General features: G+C 44.7%; 15 protein-coding genes and 1 pseudogene. 11 read left to right on the top strand and 5 right to left on the bottom strand.

Translation table 11 applies throughout. From position 1 onward, the window contains the following. Positions 1–16: 16 nt before the first annotated feature. The 3 genes from QUA77_RS04735 to QUA77_RS04725 form a co-directional block, all read right to left on the bottom strand. Positions 17–643 carry a hypothetical protein gene (locus QUA77_RS04735; RefSeq protein ID WP_333449409.1) on the bottom strand — a complete coding sequence of 209 codons (627 nt, stop codon included), beginning with the start codon at positions 641–643 and terminating at the stop codon, positions 17–19. Positions 644–762: 119 nt separating this feature from the next. Continuing rightward, the gene (locus QUA77_RS04730) at positions 763–1,488 is read right to left on the bottom strand and encodes a cadmium resistance transporter (protein ID WP_333449408.1); all 726 of its coding nucleotides are present in this window, start codon (positions 1,486–1,488) and stop codon (positions 763–765) included. A gap of 141 nt (positions 1,489–1,629) precedes the next feature. After that, positions 1,630–2,334, bottom strand: a complete 705-nt coding sequence (locus QUA77_RS04725) for a DUF1003 domain-containing protein (protein ID WP_333449407.1) — start codon at positions 2,332–2,334, stop codon at positions 1,630–1,632. Positions 2,335–2,579: 245 nt separating this feature from the next. On the opposite strand from QUA77_RS04725, the gene QUA77_RS04720 reads away from it, so the two are divergent. The 6 genes from QUA77_RS04720 to QUA77_RS04695 all read left to right on the top strand — a co-directional run bounded on the left by QUA77_RS04720 (position 2,580) and on the right by QUA77_RS04695 (position 8,019). After that, the gene (locus QUA77_RS04720) at positions 2,580–2,783 is read left to right on the top strand and encodes a hypothetical protein (protein ID WP_333449406.1); all 204 of its coding nucleotides are present in this window, start codon (positions 2,580–2,582) and stop codon (positions 2,781–2,783) included. Between the two features lie 587 nt (positions 2,784–3,370). Further along, the gene (locus tag QUA77_RS04715) at positions 3,371–5,023 is read left to right on the top strand and encodes an AarF/ABC1/UbiB kinase family protein (RefSeq protein WP_333038641.1); all 1,653 of its coding nucleotides are present in this window, start codon (positions 3,371–3,373) and stop codon (positions 5,021–5,023) included. Between the two features lie 296 nt (positions 5,024–5,319). Further along, positions 5,320–5,526, top strand: coding sequence for a hypothetical protein (locus QUA77_RS04710; protein WP_333060751.1), 207 nt, complete (start codon positions 5,320–5,322; stop codon positions 5,524–5,526). 233 nt (positions 5,527–5,759) lie between these two features. After that, on the top strand, positions 5,760–6,704 hold the full coding sequence (uvsE, locus tag QUA77_RS04705; RefSeq protein WP_333449405.1) for a UV DNA damage repair endonuclease UvsE: 945 nt from the start codon (positions 5,760–5,762) through the stop codon (positions 6,702–6,704). 106 nt (positions 6,705–6,810) lie between these two features. Further along, positions 6,811–7,482 (top strand): SOS response-associated peptidase, encoded by a 672-nt coding sequence (locus QUA77_RS04700; RefSeq protein ID WP_333449404.1) that lies wholly within the window; start codon positions 6,811–6,813, stop codon positions 7,480–7,482. Positions 7,483–7,632: 150 nt separating this feature from the next. Then, on the top strand, positions 7,633–8,019 hold the full coding sequence (locus QUA77_RS04695) for a VOC family protein (protein WP_333038523.1): 387 nt from the start codon (positions 7,633–7,635) through the stop codon (positions 8,017–8,019). A gap of 113 nt (positions 8,020–8,132) precedes the next feature. Here QUA77_RS04695 and QUA77_RS04690 read toward each other — a convergent pair whose 3' ends face one another. Next, a complete protein-coding gene (locus QUA77_RS04690) occupies positions 8,133–8,750 on the bottom strand; it encodes a CP12 domain-containing protein (protein WP_333038521.1) in 618 nt (205 codons plus the stop codon). Positions 8,751–9,245: 495 nt separating this feature from the next. Between QUA77_RS04690 and glpX the strand changes: the two genes are divergently transcribed. The 3 genes from glpX (at position 9,246) to QUA77_RS04675 (ending at position 15,029) form a co-directional block, all read left to right on the top strand. Continuing rightward, complete coding sequence (gene glpX, locus QUA77_RS04685) at positions 9,246–10,283, top strand: class II fructose-bisphosphatase (RefSeq protein ID WP_333038520.1); 1,038 nt, start codon at positions 9,246–9,248, stop codon at positions 10,281–10,283. Positions 10,284–10,428: 145 nt separating this feature from the next. Further along, positions 10,429–11,721: a glutamyl-tRNA reductase gene (locus QUA77_RS04680; RefSeq protein ID WP_333449403.1), complete on the top strand. Its 1,293-nt coding sequence runs from the start codon at positions 10,429–10,431 to the stop codon at positions 11,719–11,721. Positions 11,722–12,017: 296 nt separating this feature from the next. Further along, complete coding sequence (locus QUA77_RS04675) at positions 12,018–15,029, top strand: UPF0182 family protein (protein ID WP_333449402.1); 3,012 nt, start codon at positions 12,018–12,020, stop codon at positions 15,027–15,029. Positions 15,030–15,131: 102 nt separating this feature from the next. Here QUA77_RS04675 and QUA77_RS04670 read toward each other — a convergent pair whose 3' ends face one another. Next, positions 15,132–15,341, bottom strand: coding sequence for a hypothetical protein (locus QUA77_RS04670; protein WP_333449401.1), 210 nt, complete (start codon positions 15,339–15,341; stop codon positions 15,132–15,134). A 165-nt stretch (positions 15,342–15,506) separates the two neighbouring features. On the opposite strand from QUA77_RS04670, the pseudogene QUA77_RS04665 reads away from it, so the two are divergent. Both QUA77_RS04665 and QUA77_RS04660 read left to right on the top strand, forming a co-directional pair. Continuing rightward, positions 15,507–16,132: pseudogene (locus QUA77_RS04665) on the top strand (transposase); the annotation flags it as partial. Between the two features lie 67 nt (positions 16,133–16,199). Beyond that, the coding region (locus QUA77_RS04660) for a helix-turn-helix domain-containing protein (protein WP_333449400.1) at positions 16,200–16,447 on the top strand (248 nt) is incomplete at its 3' end.

Below are 16,447 nucleotides of genomic sequence, written 5' to 3'. Positions count from 1 at the left end.
CGTTCCTCAAGAAAGATTAATCAATCAGTTCCGGCGTAGGAACTTGTGCATTAATCTGGGCCTGAGAAAACGAGGGCAAAGTCCAAGTTGTCTCACCCGCCTTAAAAACTTTCGCAGGGGCAACATTCAATTGAATTCCACCCGTTGCTGCATTCGTTGTAGCAATTAGCTGCGTACCATCTACAACCTTAATAGCAACCGGTTCAGCCAAAGAAGCAGGCTGAGCCGTCGGACCTAAAGTAGCTTGAGTCCCTGCTGGCACGTAAATACCATCGCAATCCCAATCATCATCTGTAATCTCACCGGCTGCCAGGAAATAAAGTTGCGTCGGCAATTTTTTCGGCTTATTAGCATAAACTGCCAGCGTTTGCCCGGTTGCATTACGGCACTGAGCCCGCTTTTTAGCAGTTTCAATCACGTACTTCTGCATTTGCAATTCGGACAACCGCTGTTGGTACTGTTCAGGCGTATAACCCGCAGTCGAAGGGTCGCTCTGGGCTGACAAAAGTTGATTCAATTCCTGTGTCACTTCCGCATAGTCAGCTCCTTTTGTGAAATCCTTGCCGGCCGAAGAAGGCTGAGCTACAGCTAAGTTTACGAAAAGCACTAAAGCCACCAGAATTAGTTTGAAAAACTTGCTCATTTTTGTTGTCCTTTGTGTAAGAAATCAGAGTTTGTTCTTAGAAAACCCCTCCACTTTGCTGAAGTTATAAATTATTTTTTAACTTCAGCAAAGTGGCGGAAACTTGAACTCTAGCTTGCCTAAATTTTTTCGACTTTAGGTGCAGTCTCTAACGATTGATAACTGTCTTTAAGCAATATCAGCAGCCACAAGCAACTGATAGCTAAAGTAACTACCGTTAAACCGCGATTCTCTAGAGTATGGCTATCGAGCAGGATCAGCGTACCCAGACCCATTAAAACGAAGGGAACAAGGGAATTACCGTAGCGGACAAGTAGGGTCGCGATCGCGCTCATGCGAGTTAGTTGATACGCCACATAACACCAGACACCCACTAGCAAGAAAAAGACGCTCAGAATCACTAGCAGGCTATCCCAAGTGCAGTTGGCAAACAACGGGACATAAATCCCCACATTATCACCTCCATTAGCAAATGTCACCGCAGCTACGCTATAAGTTTGTGGCGATAAAAGACTAGCAAAGATAGTCAATTGAGGCGAATCTGTAGCAGTATTTTCATCATCAGCCTCTGTATCTCTATTTAGCAGGCGGCTGACTCCAATGGCAATTGGTACTAACCCCAACATCCCCACCCAAGGGCGCGGCACCATCATACAGCCAAAGAAGCTAGGAAGACTAAGCAGCACCAGTGCTGCGAACCCAAGATATTGTCCTGTAACAATGTGTTGCCGTCGAAAAACAGCATTGACTTGGGAAAAAAACAGCAGCAAGATGACAATATCATCTAAATTTGTGGCGACGAAAGCTGTAATACCTGTGGAAATAGCGGTAATGAAGGGGTTCATATCTAACTGCCTAGATTGTGATGCTAGTATGGCTGGAAGAGTGCCTGAGATTAATTGATTTATAGGTTTTTTAGGTTAAAACTGTTACTTAACAGATTGGCGAGACTGATGCTCTCATTCACTGGTTAGTAACGTCGCTTGTCACAGCTTGAAATAGCTTAACGCGGATACCGAATGTGTTGATGGCTTTTGAGTTGGAAGTGAAATTGGCATCACTTCTGCATATTTTGATGAGTAAAAGTTCGATTTAAATACTTGGGGAAGTAGTATGGGAACCTCAGCCTTCTGCTTCTGATCCGAAACAGACGGCTTAGCTGCTTCATTACCTTCGGTAATTGCCTTAACGGGGGCTGGCATCACCATCTCTTTGATGGGACTGACAGATTGCTGTTGCTGATTGAGCTTTTCCATTAAGTCAGGAATGTGGTGGCTTAATCGATCGAGCTTTTCGTGCAGCAGTACCACATCGTGAGCAGCTTTGAGATTAACTTGATGATTGTAGAGGTTTTGTTCGCGTTCGGCATCCGACTGGCGGTTTTGACTCATTAACACAATCGGTGCAGTGTAAGCAGAGGCAAAGGAGAATACTAAGTTGAGGAGGATGAAGGGCTGCTGATCCCAGTGAGGAATGCCCGGTGTCAGGTTCGCGCCCACCCACCCGGCGAGGATTACTGTCTGTCCAATCAAAAAGGGCCACGAACCCACTTTCGCTGCTAGGGTATCTGCTAACTGCTGTCCGCGAGTTAAGGTTTTTTCCTCTGGTTTTTGAGGCGTAAGCTGTAAAGGTCTTTGATGGCTGGGGGTTTTCATTTTTGCGTTAACGCTGTTGGATAAAGTGGATTTCATGGCAAACCTCACGGGTGAATGTCTAGTTGAAACTGACTGCTTAATGTTCGCTGGCGTTTTTCTTTGATGCCTTTACTTTAGTCAAGCTCCACTCATAAGAGCAAATGTTCTTTTTTATCAAATCAATCACTTCAATTTATAGACTGGTTGGGAAATAGTAAAGCCAAAGTCAAGATTGGTAATTTATCCAGAGGCGGCAAAGCTAGAAGTTTAGAACCAATCCCAGCAGATGACTGTGATACTCAGTGGCAGACAGTTCTCGTTTGCCTTACTCGGTCAACTCGGCTGCAAATATGACGTGGAAGAAACTCAAACCAATTGTACATTTGCTAGAAACGACCTATGAAAAGGGGATTAAGGCTTCATCTCAGGAACTAGAACAGTACCTCCGGTTCTGGCATCGCTCCGAAATCCTGCCTAAATGGGATATCACAATTGTTCCCACTTGATTGGAGCATAAAAACTCAGGTCTATTTTAGGCTCAATTCGCTTCAAGCGTTGTTCAATTTCTTCTAACCGCTGTAGTACGACAATAAATGCTATAAATGAGACAGTAAAAGTGAGAATACTGACCACTTAACCACACTGAGATAGTAGGGTTGATACTGGAGAAAGATTAGAGTTTACTTCACGCAACATAGCAACTATTTCAGGCGGCTGCTTCTGTGCATCCCGCATCACACCGCCAACTCGTAGATACTTCCCACTATTTTAAACCTTGATTACTCGACTCAAAAATTGTAAATATTACATCAACTGCACTCATATTTTTGACCCTTCCTAAATCTGAATATTTACTTTACTTATATAATAAAATTTATTGACGTATAATTTTTTAATTATAAAAATATTATGTATGCTTTAAATGTATATTACTATGAGGAGTAATGCCGAAGCCAAAAACCGATCGCCCCCACACCCCAAAATTCGATCGCACTTTTTCCCCCAAGTTATTCCCCAAGACACTGGTCAGCCCGGTCAACAGCGCTATCCTAGTAGTTATATAGCCCTTAAACCCGATCGACCCGGAGGCCCCTTGTTTAGCCTAGTTCAAAACACTTCTCGCAAAGGAGAAATTCTAGAGGTCGTCTTCCGCAACGGTTGGGACTACATGAAAAGCCTCCTAACCGGCCGCAAAACCGACGCACCCAGTCTCCCAACTCCAGCAGTTCTCCGCAACATCCTCGTCGAATTAGGCCCAGTATTTGTCAAATTGGGACAATTGCTGAGCACCCGTCCCGACCTTTTACCGGCCAGCTACATCGAAATCCTCTCCACGCTACAAGCGGAAGTGCCGCCCGTACCGTGGTCACAAGTAGAAGCAATCGTCCGCCAGGAACTCACACAATCTCTCGAAAATACCTTCGCCAAATTTAACACCGAAGCCGTAGCCGCAGGTTCGATCGCGCAAACCCACAAAGCTACTTTAAAAGACGGCCGCGAAGTCGCCCTCAAAGTTCAGCGCCCCGGTATTGAGATTGTCATCGAACAAGACATCGCCGTGCTCCGAGGTTTGGCAGAACTTGTCATGCTCACAGACTTCGGTCAACAATACGATATTGTCGCCTTAGCAGAAGAATTTGCGATCGCCCTGCGTGCAGAATTAGACTTCATTCAAGAAGCCAGCTACACAGACGAACTGCGCCGCAATTTATCTAAAAGTAAATGGTTTGACCCCACACAAGTTGTCCTACCAGAAATTAACTGGGAGTTAACTACAAAAAAACTCTTAGTAATGGAGTGGCTGAACGGAGTCCCGATTTTGTTAGGCGATTTGCAAGGAATTCGCCACCAAGGAGATATAAATGCCGAACGCGAAGAAATTACAACGCTGCTTTGCCGCGTTTTCTTCCAGCAGTTGTACATCGACGGATTCTTTCACGCCGACCCGCATCCCGGCAATTTATTTTATCTCAAAGATGGCCGGATAGCCCTGCTAGACTGCGGCATGGTCGGCAGATTAGACCCGCGCACTCAGCAGAATTTGACCGAAATGTTGCTGGCAATTGTGGATTTAGATGCTCAGCGCTGCGCTCAATTAACTTTGGAAATGGCAGAATTTGCTCAGCCGAAAAGTTTAGCAAATCTCGAAAACGATTTGGCTCGAATGCTACGCAAGTATTACAATGTGAGCTTGTCGCAAATGAACTTGTCGGAAATTTTTTATGAGGTGCTGGAAATCACCCGCAAAAATAAAATTCGACTGCCCAGCAATCTCGGTTTGTATGCAAAAACTCTAGCTAATTTGGAAGGACTGGCGCGCTCTTTTAATCCCCGGTTTAATATTGTAGAGCAGGTCAAACCGCTGATGACCGATATGTTTCGGCGTCAGTTATTAGGAGACGATCCGATCCAAGCTCTGCTGAGAACTGCCCTGGATCTCAAAAGCTTATCTTTGCAATCTCCGCGACAGGTGGAAGTGCTTTTAGACCGAGTTACTTCGGAAACTTTGAAGTGGAACTTGACCCTAAAAGAACTCGACCCGCTGCGTCGCACTCTGGGGGATTCTGCGAACCGACTTTCTTTTAGTATTGTCGTGGGTTCGCTGATTGTAGGGGCAGCAATTATTTCTTCTAACGCACAAACTCCTCAGCTATCTTTTCTGAGCACTGGTTTGTTTGGGGCAGCGAGTTTTTTGGGCTTGTGGTTAGTTATTAGCATTATGCGATCCGGCCGTTTGCGGAGTTAATTGTCAAGGAGAAATGGGGAAAATCATGAGATATATAGCCTTTCTCAATTTTCGTGAGGTACACAGGCGACCAATTCCCGCTCGGATTGCCATTCGCAGAGATATCTTGAAATTATCGGCGTTAATCTGTGTTTATCTGCCTTAATCTGCGGTTTCCCTATCTACCGCACTGTTGCCAAGAAAGGCTATAGCATCCTCAACTGTTAAGCAACATCTCTGACTTAAGATAGGCGATCGCCCGCAGCAGCTAAGTCTAAGCTAGAAATTGTTCCATAAACCTAATTGAGGAAAAAAAAATGAGCAGCGGTCACGCCAGCCATAAAGGCTCTTCCACAAAACCCAATACCAACACTAACGGTCAAATTACATCACCTGAAGACCAACCCGCTGATCCGCTAAATCAAGAAACATCCGGTTATCCGTTCCATAACGAAGCAATGGAAAATCCTGTTGCCACCGCGCGGCCCGACGAAGAGGCTGATTCTCGCCAAGAACAGCAATAGTTATATCGATTAAATTGGCATCGATATGCTATCTGCAACGCGGTTGATTAGAGGTTTGATAAAAATTAGGGTTGTACTAATTACATCTTGCACTTCCAGAGTCCGCCAGCGATTTCAATCTCTGCCGGACTCTTTAGGCAGGTTCAGTAGTACCTAAAAACTTCAAGACTAAAAACTAAAGTCCTTACGAAAAACCTATTTAACATAAAATTAAAGTTAGGGATTATTGCTAAATGAGCGGGATTAACCAAGTAGTGGAACAGGAAAAATTGCCGGAATTGGGATTGGTCTGCATTACAACATCCGATGCAGTGCGCTTTCGCACTGTCACCCGGAAGCGACTTTTACAGCTTTCGGAAACTGAACAAGAAAAAGTGTTGCGCGAATTGTATGCAGACAACTTAAAACGACTTGACAAAGCGATCGACTTCTGTTCCGTTAATCAGATTAAGCTCTACCGTATGACTTCTGCACTGTTCCCTTTTGCAGATACAGATTTGGGGGAAGCAGTGCTAAACTCGATGGCTGAGGAATTGCGGAATACGGGCGATCGCGCAATTTCCCTCAACATCCGTTTGGTACTCCACCCCGATCAATTTGTCGTGCTCAGTTCCGACAAGCCTGATGTCGTTGAAAACAGCATTAAAATTCTCGCCACTCATGCTTTAATTTTAGATATGTTGGGACAGCCCCGATCGCCCCAGGCACTGATGAACATTCACGGCGGCAAGAGCGATCGCACTTCACAACTCAAGTCAGTCATCCGCGATTTACCCGAATCAATTCGATCGCGCTTAACCTTTGAAAACGACGAATACGCTTACAGTTCCTCGGAAATTTTAGAAGTTTGTCTCGATACCGGCGTACCAATGGTTTTTGACGCCCACCACCACGTCATTCACGAACATTTAGAAAGTTATGACGACCCCAGCGTTGCCGAAATGCTCGCAGCAGCCCGCACAACTTGGTCTGTTCCTGAATGGCAATTAGTACACATATCAAATGGCAGAGAATTTTTTGCCGACCCGCGCCACAGCGATGTAATTACAGAAATGCCTAATTGTTATTATCAGGCTCCTTGGATTGAAGTAGAAGCTAAATTCAAAGAATTAGCTATTGAAAAGTTGCGCGTCGAATGGTTGTCGGCGAATATTCCACAATTTAGCAGTGTCTCGTAGGGGCGGGTTTTAGAAACCATCTTTGCCTAACACCAATAATCTCGAAAACCCGCCCCGCCCAACGGTAAATCGCAATCTACCTTTTTGTTAATACCAATTATAAATTATGTGTGGACGATACACTTTAACTACTTCAGGTCAAATCATCGCCGAGTTCTTCAAACTGTCGGAAGTTCCCGACATCAAACCGCGATACAATATCGCCCCAACTCAATCAGTTGCCACAGTAACAGTTGAAAAAGAAAAAATGCAGCGACAGTTTCAATTTATGCGCTGGGGTTTGATTCCAAGTTGGGCAAAAGACATGAAAACGGGCAGCAAGATGATCAATGCGCGATCGGAAACAGTAGCCGAAAAACCTGCTTTTCGCAGCGCTATCAAGCACAGGCGATGTTTGATAGTCGCTGACGGCTTCTACGAATGGCAACAGCAGGGAAAGAACAAACAGCCTTACTATTTTCAAAAGGCAGACGGCGAACCTTTTGCGTTTGCCGGTTTGTGGGAAAATTGGGAATCTCCAGAAAAAGAAAACATTGTATCTTGCAGTATAATTACTACCGAGGCTAACGAAACCGTGCAGCCGATGCACGATCGAATGCCGGTGATTCTCCCCGACAGCGATTGGGAACAGTGGCTAGATCCTGCTGTTAAAAATGCTCAGGAAGTTTTGCCCCTGTTAAAGCCCTATGCTTCCGAAGCTATGAAAGCAAAGGCCGTAAGTGCGATCGTCAACAGTCCAAGTAGAGATACTCCCGAATGTATTAGCGATCGGCAATAAATTATTGGATCGGAGAAAACCGAGATAGTTTGAGTTATGATCTAAAATGATGTTTGAGTTGTAGCTTTGGTTTTATAAGAATCAGTTTAACTCAGTTGTTATTTGCTCAAACATTTTTTTAATCTTAACATCAGTTAGAAGACCAAAAATATGATCGGATACGTTACACTCGGTACCAACGATATTGAAACGGCAGCAAAGTTTTATGATGCTTTGCTTGCTGAAATTGGCGCTCGACGATTCATGGAATTCGACGGATTTATCGCATGGAGCGTTTCTCCAGAGCAACCAGCACTTGCTATTACAAAACCCTTTGATGGTAACAGAGCAACTGTTGGGAATGGAGTAATGATAGCTCTTCAAGTTGACAGTCCCGAAAAAGTTAACTTAGTTTATAACAAAGCGATCGAACTTGGGGCTAAGGATGAAGGAGCGGCGGGGCCAAGAGGCGTGTTGCCGGGGTTTTATGCGGGATATTTTCGCGATCTTGATGGGAATAAGCTGAACGTGTTTTGTATGACTGAGCCAAACACTTAAGATTTTTATTTTTCGTGAGGCTCTCAGAAAAAAAGCTCTTTCCGATAATTAGCTATTAGTTATCAATCCATAAATAAGAGTTGATAACTAATAACTAATAACTAATGACTAAATTAACTGTCGTACATCCGCGCTTCAGCCGCCTCGGGATTTTCCTCGCAATACTGGTCAAAAGCCGTTTTCTCAAGCTTCATCGATCGCTGGTGAGAAGCCTCAGCCTGCATTTCCTCTACAATATCCCACGCTACCGCGCACTCTCTAGAAGTAGCGCCTTTCTCGGCACAGATAGTTCTGGCATCCGCGATCGCCTGTTCGATTTCTTCGTCAAATAAAATACTCTTCGGCTTCTCGACAAAATCGCTTTTTGTCAATATATCCGTGACCGAAATAATGCCCACTAGCTCGTCCTTAATCACCGGCGCCCGGCGGATGCGGGTATTCGCGAACAACCTAGCCACGTATTCCACGCCCAAGTCTGGATTCACCGTAATGCACGGTTTGGTCATAATCTCGAAGACGCGGACTTTTTTGGGGTCTACTCCGTAGGCTGCTACTTTATAGACAATATCCGTTTCCGTGACAATGCCGTATGCGTCTTGTTCGTGGCGACGTTCGACAATTAAAGCGCGCAAACACAAATCGTTCATCATCGCCACCGCTTCAGCTACCGTTGCTGAACCGCGAATGGTAACAACTTCTGTTGTCATAATATCTTGGGCTTTCATCATCATTTTTTATTGTTTCCCGCTGATAAAGTCTACTGCGTCCCGATTTGGGGCTGTCCATTTGATTTGTGATCATCATTAGGACTTACCCTCCGAAACCCGGTTTCTACCAAAAGATTGGGTTTAGTAACGATAAATCCGGTCTAGCCACCAGGTTTCTGAGAAATCGTGCGATCGCAAACTAATCATAAAACCTTTAACGGCACTCGGGATGACAAGTTGCCTGAAACAGCCCCTCGCTTCCCCGGAACCTCTGGACTCCGCGATTTAGCGCTCAGACGGGGCTAGCGTGCGATCCTCCAAGCAAGAGTCAAGTATTGGGGGGATCAGATCTTTGAGCTTGTTGGGATCAGATTTTCCAGCCCCAGTCTCAAAGAAGCAAAAGTTAACACAAACTAAGCAACTGCTTGCGCTCGCACAGATCCCCGCCTCTGATAAACTTGATGGCTGGGAGTGCAAAAGAGCACAAGGCACGCATCAGCAGTTGGGAGGATCTAGTTCGTGGACAATGTAATCGGTTTAGAGATTATCGAAGTAGTTGAGCAGGCAGCCATCGCCTCCGCTCGCTTGATGGGCAAAGGCGAGAAAGATGAAGCCGACAGAGTGGCTGTAGAAGCCATGCGGGAGCGCATGAACAAAATTCATATGCGCGGCCGCATCGTGATCGGCGAAGGCGAACGCGATGACGCACCAATGCTTTACATCGGTGAACAAGTAGGTATTTGTACCCGCGAAGATGCCAAAGATGTCTGCAACATAGATGAATTGATCGAAATTGACATCGCTGTTGACCCCTGCGAAGGTACTAACCTGGTCGCTTACGGTCAAAACGGTTCGATGGCAGTTTTGGCAATCTCTGAAAAAGGTGGTTTGTTTGCGGCACCGGATTTCTACATGAACAAATTGGCTGCTCCTGCGGCTGCTAAGAATCATGTAGATATTCGCAAAACGCCGACTCAAAACCTCAAAATTATCTCTGATTGTCTCGGCCGCAGTATTGAAGATTTGGTGGTGGTGGTCATGGATCGCCCCCGACACAAAGATTTAATTAATGAAATTCGGCAAGCGGGTGCAAGAGTTCGGTTGATCAGCGACGGCGACGTTTCGGCAGCGATTTCTTGCGCGTTTTCTGGTTCCAACATCCACGCACTTATGGGTATTGGCGCTGCACCCGAAGGTGTGATTTCCGCAGCAGCAATGCGCTGCTTGGGCGGTCACTTCCAAGGACAGTTAATTTACGATCCGGCTGTTGTAAAAACTGGTTTGATCGGTGAAAGCAAAGAGAGCAATATCGCTCGACTTAAAGACATGGGCATCACAGACCCAGACAAGATTTACAATGCTGAAGAGTTGGCATCTGGAGAAACAGTTCTGTTTGCAGCTTGCGGGATTACTCCCGGAACGCTGATGGATGGAGTTCGCTTCTTTGGCGGTGGCGCTCGCACTGAAAGTTTGGTAATTTCTTCTCAGTCGAAAACTGCTCGGTTTGTGGATACAATCCATATGTTTGACCAGCCGAAATCTTTGCAATTGAATTAGTGATTAGTTAGTGGTTAACAGTTAAATGTTAACAATTAACAGTTAACGGTTAACAGTCACCGATGATTAGCAATTAGCGATAAACTAAGAACTAATAACAGGTGACTGTTAACAACTAAGAAAGAAATAGTGACAAATCACAGATATGAATATTGCAGTCGTAGGTCTCAGCCACAAAACAGCGCCGGTAGAAGTTCGCGAAAAACTAAGCATTCCAGAACACAAAGTTGAAGCGGCGATCGCCCAATTGCGCGGCTACCCGCACATTCAAGAGGTTGCCATCCTCAGCACTTGCAACCGCTTAGAGATTTATATTGTTACCAGCGAGTCGGAACCGGGTGTCCGAGAGGTTATTCAGTTCCTTTCGGAATGCAGTAAAGTTCCTTTGCCGTCTTTGCGCCCTCACCTGTTTATTTTGCTGCACGAAGATGCGGTGATGCACTTGATGCGAGTGGCTTCTGGTCTCGACAGTTTGGTGCTCGGAGAAGGACAAATTTTGGCTCAGGTAAAACAAACTCACAAACTCGCCCAGCAGTACAAAGGTGTAGGCAGAATTTTAGAGCGCTTGTTCAAGCAAGCTCTCACAGCAGGGAAGCGAGTTCGCACGGAAACTAGCATCGGTACCGGTGCAGTTTCGATTAGTTCGGCGGCGGCAGAATTGGCTCAAATGAAGGGTCAGCATTTAGCAAGCAGCAAAATTGCAATTATCGGTGCTGGCAAAATGTCGCGGCTTTTGGTGCAGCATTTGCTCTCAAAAGGAGCTAGCCATATTTCGATCGTTAACCGCTCTGTGCGGGGCGCCCTGGAGTTAGCCGGTCAGTTTAAAGATGCTGAATTGCACCTGTATCAACTCTCGGAAATGATGCAGATAATTGCCAATTCTGACTTGGTTTTTACCAGTACGGCAGCTACTGAGCCACTGTTAAATAAAGCTAAATTGGAATCGGTTTTAGACCCGAATCGCCCTTTGATGTTGGTGGATATTTCTGTGCCACGCAACATTGACTCAGATGCGAATGAACTCGCTAATGTGCGATCGTTTAATGTGGACGACTTGAAAGCAGTGGTAGCCCAAAATCACGAAAGCCGCCGCAAAATGGCAATGGAAGCTCAGGGCTTGCTGGAACAGGAAGTAGAGGCTTTTGATCTCTGGTGGCGCAGTCTGGAAACGGTTCCTACTATTAGCTGTTTGCGGGATAAGATAGAATTGATTCGGGAACAAGAGTTAGAAAAAGCTTTATCGCGTCTGGGTTCGGAATTTTCGGAGAAACATCAAGACGTGATTGAATCTTTAACAAGGGGGATTGTGAATAAGATTTTGCACGATCCGATGGTACAGTTGCGCGCTCAGCAGGATATTGAAGCGCGGCGGCAAGCGATGCAAACTTTGCAAACACTGTTTAATTTGGATGTGGATGTCAATCAGCAGTATAGCTAGCTGGAGTTTAGTCGATTCAATTTTCGATTCACATTCGGTTAATTGCACGTTATATGTGTAGGGACTTACGCATTTGTCCGTTGCTATCAGCTTAGCACTCAACTATCAGTCAGACAGGGTTTCAAGCGCTGGCTCAAAGCTCAAGTCCTATTGCATAGGATTGAAGAAGTGATTAGTTAATTACTCTTCATTCCGAGGACTCGATCTATTAGCATTGGACTTACGTCTAAGAGTGAGGTTTTGGGTTAAGTTGACAGATATGGGCAATGCAATGTCCCTACTTCTAGCTGATTGTTATGACTTTAAGAAGGCGAATTTATCCATTAATTTTATCGATTGTAGGGTTGTGGCTGGTTTTGGAGTTTGCCTCCCGCATTGCGGCAGAAATTCTCTGGTTTCAGGAAGTTGGATATCTTCAGGTTTTTCTATTAAAGCTGAAAACTCAAGGGTTGCTGGGGACGATCGCAATTGCTGTTTCTTCTGTCTTTTTGCTCGGAAATTTGGCTTTAGCCCGCCGCCTGCAACATCCCGCAGAGGAAATGAAATCGCCGATTGCGGGGGCGCTATTCGCTTCACTCAGGGCTAACAAAACTGGGAAGAATTACGAGTTATCTGTTGCTAAATCCCAAATTACTTTTTCCTGGCTGCTGTTGACGGTATTCGGATTGAGTTCGATCGCAACTTTGACAGTAATTCACTGCGGGCTGTTAGCTGCAAACAGCCTCACCTATTTCGGTATAGCTAGCAATTTGCCTGCACCGCCCGTGCAGTTGGGAATTGAGTCAATCCAGCAAATAGCGGTGCACCTATTTTCTCACTGGTGGCAGTTGGGCTTGCTGCTGGGAGCAATGTTAGCTGTGGCAATTAAGCCTGATTTTTTGCTGCGGGCGATCGCCCTTTTTCTCAGTTTGGCGATCGGGCTAATTGCCACCAGTCGCTGGACAAATGTTTTGCAATATTTTCACCCTACTAATTTTAACACAACCGACCCTCTTTTCCATCAAAATATTAGCTTTTATGTATTTATTTTGCCAATCTTAGAACTGCTAGACTTGTGGCTGACAGTTGTATTTTTGTACAGTTTAGTATCTTGTGCTTTAACATACTTGCTGTCGGGAAATAGCCTGAGTCAAGGGAGATTTTTGGGGTTTTCTCGATCGCAGCACCGGCACTTGTACGGGTTGGGTGCAGCTTTAATGCTAGCCGTTGCATTCCGCTACTGGCTGGGGCGCTACGCCTTGCTGTATGCGCGGGGAGACGTTACTTACGGGGCGAATTATGCTGACGTGACGGTGCGACTGCCCTGCTATGGATTTTTGAGTATTTTGGCGGGGGCGATCGCACTTTTGATGCTGTGCCAGGTTTACTCATTCAAAATAAAAAATGAACTCATAAAAAAGATTATTTTAGCGTGGCTAACTTTAAGTTTTTTGGGAACTTGGCTGCTGCCAACACTTGTGCAGCAACTCCTAGTTAAACCTAACGAATTAGCACGAGAAAAGCCATACATTAAGCGCAGTATTGCCTTTACTCAAGAAGCCTTTGACCTCAACAATATAGAAATAAAAACTTTCGATCCCGCCGGAAAACTTAGTTATGCCGACTTAGAAAAAAATAAACTTACTATTAGCAACATCCGGCTGTGGGACAAGCTGCCGCTGCTGCAAACCAACCGACAGTTACAGCAAATCAGACCCTATTATACATTTCCTGATGCCGATATCGAGCGCTACACAATCAAAAATGAAAAAGCCAAAAAGGGAGATTCTGAAAGCCAACAAGTGTTTCTGGCAGCGCGGGAATTAGATTATACAGCAGTTGCCCCCGAAGCTCAAACTTGGGTGAACAAGCACCTGGTTTACACTCACGGTTACGGCTTTACTCTTTCTCCGGTAAATACAGTCGGTGTCGGCGGTTTACCTGATTATTTTGTCAAAGATATTGGAGTTGCAGCCCAGACAGGAGAGACTGCTTTGGGAGTAACTAGCGATCGAATTCGGGCCAGTATTCCGATCGGCTACCCGCGAATTTACTACGGCGAAATAACCGATACAGACGCGATGGCGCCCACAAAAGTCGAAGAATTCGACTATCCCAGCGGCGAAGACAATGTTTACAATACTTATAGGGGTAGGGGCGGAATTGCGATCGGTTCTAGGTGGCGGCGCTTGGTGTTTGCTAATTATCTCAAAAATTGGCAAATGGCGCTGACGCGCAATTTTACGCCCGAAACTAAATTGATGTACCGCCGAAATATCAACAAAAGAGTCCGGGCGATCGCTCCTTTTTTGCGCTACGATTCCGACCCGTATTTAGTAGTAGCGAACGCCAATCTTAGCAATGATGATATAGAAAAAGAAAAAGATGAAAATGGCAACGAGATTAAACCTTCCCCCTCTGCCACTGATAAATCTCCCAACTATCTTTACTGGATTATCGATGCCTATACAGCGAGCGATCGCTATCCGTATTCTGACCCTGGAAATCATGAGTTTAACTACATCCGCAACTCCGTTAAAGTAGTGATTGATGCTTACAACGGGTCTGTTGACTTCTACGTTGGCTATCCCTCCGATCCGATTATTAACAGTTGGATGGCTATCTTTCCCGGACTCTTCAAACCCCTTGACAAAATGCCTCCGGCTCTCCGCAAGCATATCAGATATCCAGTAGATCTGTTGAGCATTCAATCAGAACGCTTGCTAACTTATCATATGGAAGACCCGCAAGTATTTTACAATCGGGAGGATTTGTGGCGAGTTCCCAATGAAATTTATGGCAGCGAACAGCAGGCCGTAGCACCGTATTATTTGATTATGAAACTGCCAACTGAAAAAGCCGAAGAATTTATTTTGCTGCTTCCGTTTACACCAGTAAGTCGCAACAATTTAATTGCTTGGATTGCAGGACGCTCGGATGGTGGGGATTACGGAAAATTGCTGCTGTATCTGTTCCCCAAACAGCGATTAGTTTACGGCCCGGAACAAATAGAAGCTTTAATTAACCAAGATCCAGTGATTTCCGAACAAATATCTCTCTGGAATCGCCAGGGTTCCAAAGCACTTCAAGGAAACTTATTAGTAATTCCCATTGAACAATCTTTACTGTATGTGGAACCTCTTTACTTAGAAGCAGAACGCAATAGTTTGCCAACTTTAGTCCGAGTTATTGCTGCCTACGAAAACCGCATCGTCATGGCAGAAAATCTTGACTTGGCACTCAAGGCACTTTTTCAGCAACAATCTACCAATAAACCCGCAATTGTGCGACCTCTAGAAGGAACTGAACCAGCTTTAAAGAGTGAATGAGATAAATGCCGGTTACACTCCTCATGATTGTTGACGGTTGACGGTTGACAGTGAACAGTCAACTCGATTTTATTATTTCTATGCAACCGGAAACGATATAAATTACTGCGATTTATGTGCGCTAGCAGCCTTGATATCCTGCCACCAAACATTGACATAGGGCCACATCAATCTCTCGTCTTCTTCAGAATCTAGTTTCACAGTCACCTCATAACGGTCAATATGCGTGAGTTCGCCTGTTTGGCCATTCAAATACAATTGTTTGGGATTGTCAGTGATAATTTCTACTCTTTGATTCAACAGCGGCAGCATCTGGAAAGAAGAACCCTGAAACGGATTTTTGCCTTTGATTAAATAGGGTTTGCTGAAAAAGCCTAAAACCTTTACAGAGAAAGACTTTGACTGGTTTTAACGCTCCGCGTGTGCAAGCTTATGAGCTAAAATCTGTCCAAAGCCTAGTACAACATCACTTTCGTAATGTACCGAAAAGTTGACCCAACCCCAAACCCGCCATCCAACTTTGACTTGCCTTTTGAGGGGCAATTGTTAGAAGATAATCGTTGGGTAATCATGGCGAAACTAATTCCGTGGTCAGCATTTGAAGCAGAATATGCTCAAAACTTTTCCGTAGATATGGGAGCTCCAGCGAAATCTTTTCGGATGGCATTGGGAGCATTAATTATTAAAGAAAGGTTAGGAACCAGCGATCGCGAAACAATAGAAAAAATCCGAGAAAACCCATACTTACAATACTTTCTAGGCATGACCAGCTATAGCAGTCAAGCACCATTCGACTCATCAATGTTGGTTCATTTTAGACAGAGAATAGGTGTCAACCTAGTCAATAAAATCAATGAAAAAATGGTCAAAGAGCAGACCGAAGCACCAGGCAAAGTAGTCGATAAAAAGTCATCGGACATCAGCGAGCCGAAAAATCAAGGAAAATTAATATTAGACGCAACCTGCGCGCCAGCCGACATTAAATATCCTAACGACTTAGGAATATTGAATCAAGCCAGGGAACAAACCGAAACAATCATAGATGCTTTGCACACTCACATTCAGTCACCATTAAAAAAAAACCAAGAACTTATCGAAACCTATAGCAATCCTAAATCATTATCAAGACTATGATACAATTATATGCAATACTCGATCGTGAATAAAAAGATGAATAACTTACAACTCCCAGAAAAAGATATGGAAAAAGAAATAGCCCAATTAGAAGATTTCATTAAAAGCGATATCGATGCAAGGGAACTAAAACGAGCAATAGCTGTAAGGATGGCGCTTTCAGGTAATATCTACCATGAAATCAGCAAGATTTTAGGTGTAAGTAAATTTTTTATTGGTTATTGGAAAAAACAATTTAAAACCAAAGGCATCGCCGGAATCAAACTAGGACATAAAGGGTCAAA

The sequence above is a fragment of the Microcoleus sp. K5-D4 genome, from assembly GCF_036704575.1.
Taxonomy (GTDB): Bacteria; Cyanobacteriota; Cyanobacteriia; order Cyanobacteriales; family Microcoleaceae; genus Microcoleus.
The sequence above is the reverse complement of the archived record's forward strand: the minus strand, read 5'-3'. Positions and strand labels throughout refer to the sequence as shown.

What these genes read in the sequence shown, in the direction of transcription:
- QUA77_RS04735 (WP_333449409.1), bottom strand. Translation starts at nt 643, where the DNA reads ATGAGCAAGTTTTTCAAACTAATTCTGGTGGCTTTAGTGCTTTTCGTA.
- QUA77_RS04730 (WP_333449408.1), bottom strand. Translation starts at nt 1,488, where the DNA reads ATGAACCCCTTCATTACCGCTATTTCCACAGGTATTACAGCTTTCGTC.
- QUA77_RS04725 (WP_333449407.1), bottom strand. Translation starts at nt 2,334, where the DNA reads ATGAAATCCACTTTATCCAACAGCGTTAACGCAAAAATGAAAACCCCC.
- QUA77_RS04710 (WP_333060751.1), top strand. Translation starts at nt 5,320, where the DNA reads ATGAGCAGCGGTCACGCCAGCCATAAAGGCTCTTCCACAAAACCCAAT.
- uvsE (WP_333449405.1), top strand. Translation starts at nt 5,760, where the DNA reads ATGAGCGGGATTAACCAAGTAGTGGAACAGGAAAAATTGCCGGAATTG.
- QUA77_RS04700 (WP_333449404.1), top strand. Translation starts at nt 6,811, where the DNA reads ATGTGTGGACGATACACTTTAACTACTTCAGGTCAAATCATCGCCGAG.
- QUA77_RS04695 (WP_333038523.1), top strand. Translation starts at nt 7,633, where the DNA reads ATGATCGGATACGTTACACTCGGTACCAACGATATTGAAACGGCAGCA.
- QUA77_RS04690 (WP_333038521.1), bottom strand. Translation starts at nt 8,750, where the DNA reads ATGATGATGAAAGCCCAAGATATTATGACAACAGAAGTTGTTACCATT.
- QUA77_RS04680 (WP_333449403.1), top strand. Translation starts at nt 10,429, where the DNA reads ATGAATATTGCAGTCGTAGGTCTCAGCCACAAAACAGCGCCGGTAGAA.
- QUA77_RS04675 (WP_333449402.1), top strand. Translation starts at nt 12,018, where the DNA reads ATGACTTTAAGAAGGCGAATTTATCCATTAATTTTATCGATTGTAGGG.
- QUA77_RS04670 (WP_333449401.1), bottom strand. Translation starts at nt 15,341, where the DNA reads ATGCTGCCGCTGTTGAATCAAAGAGTAGAAATTATCACTGACAATCCC.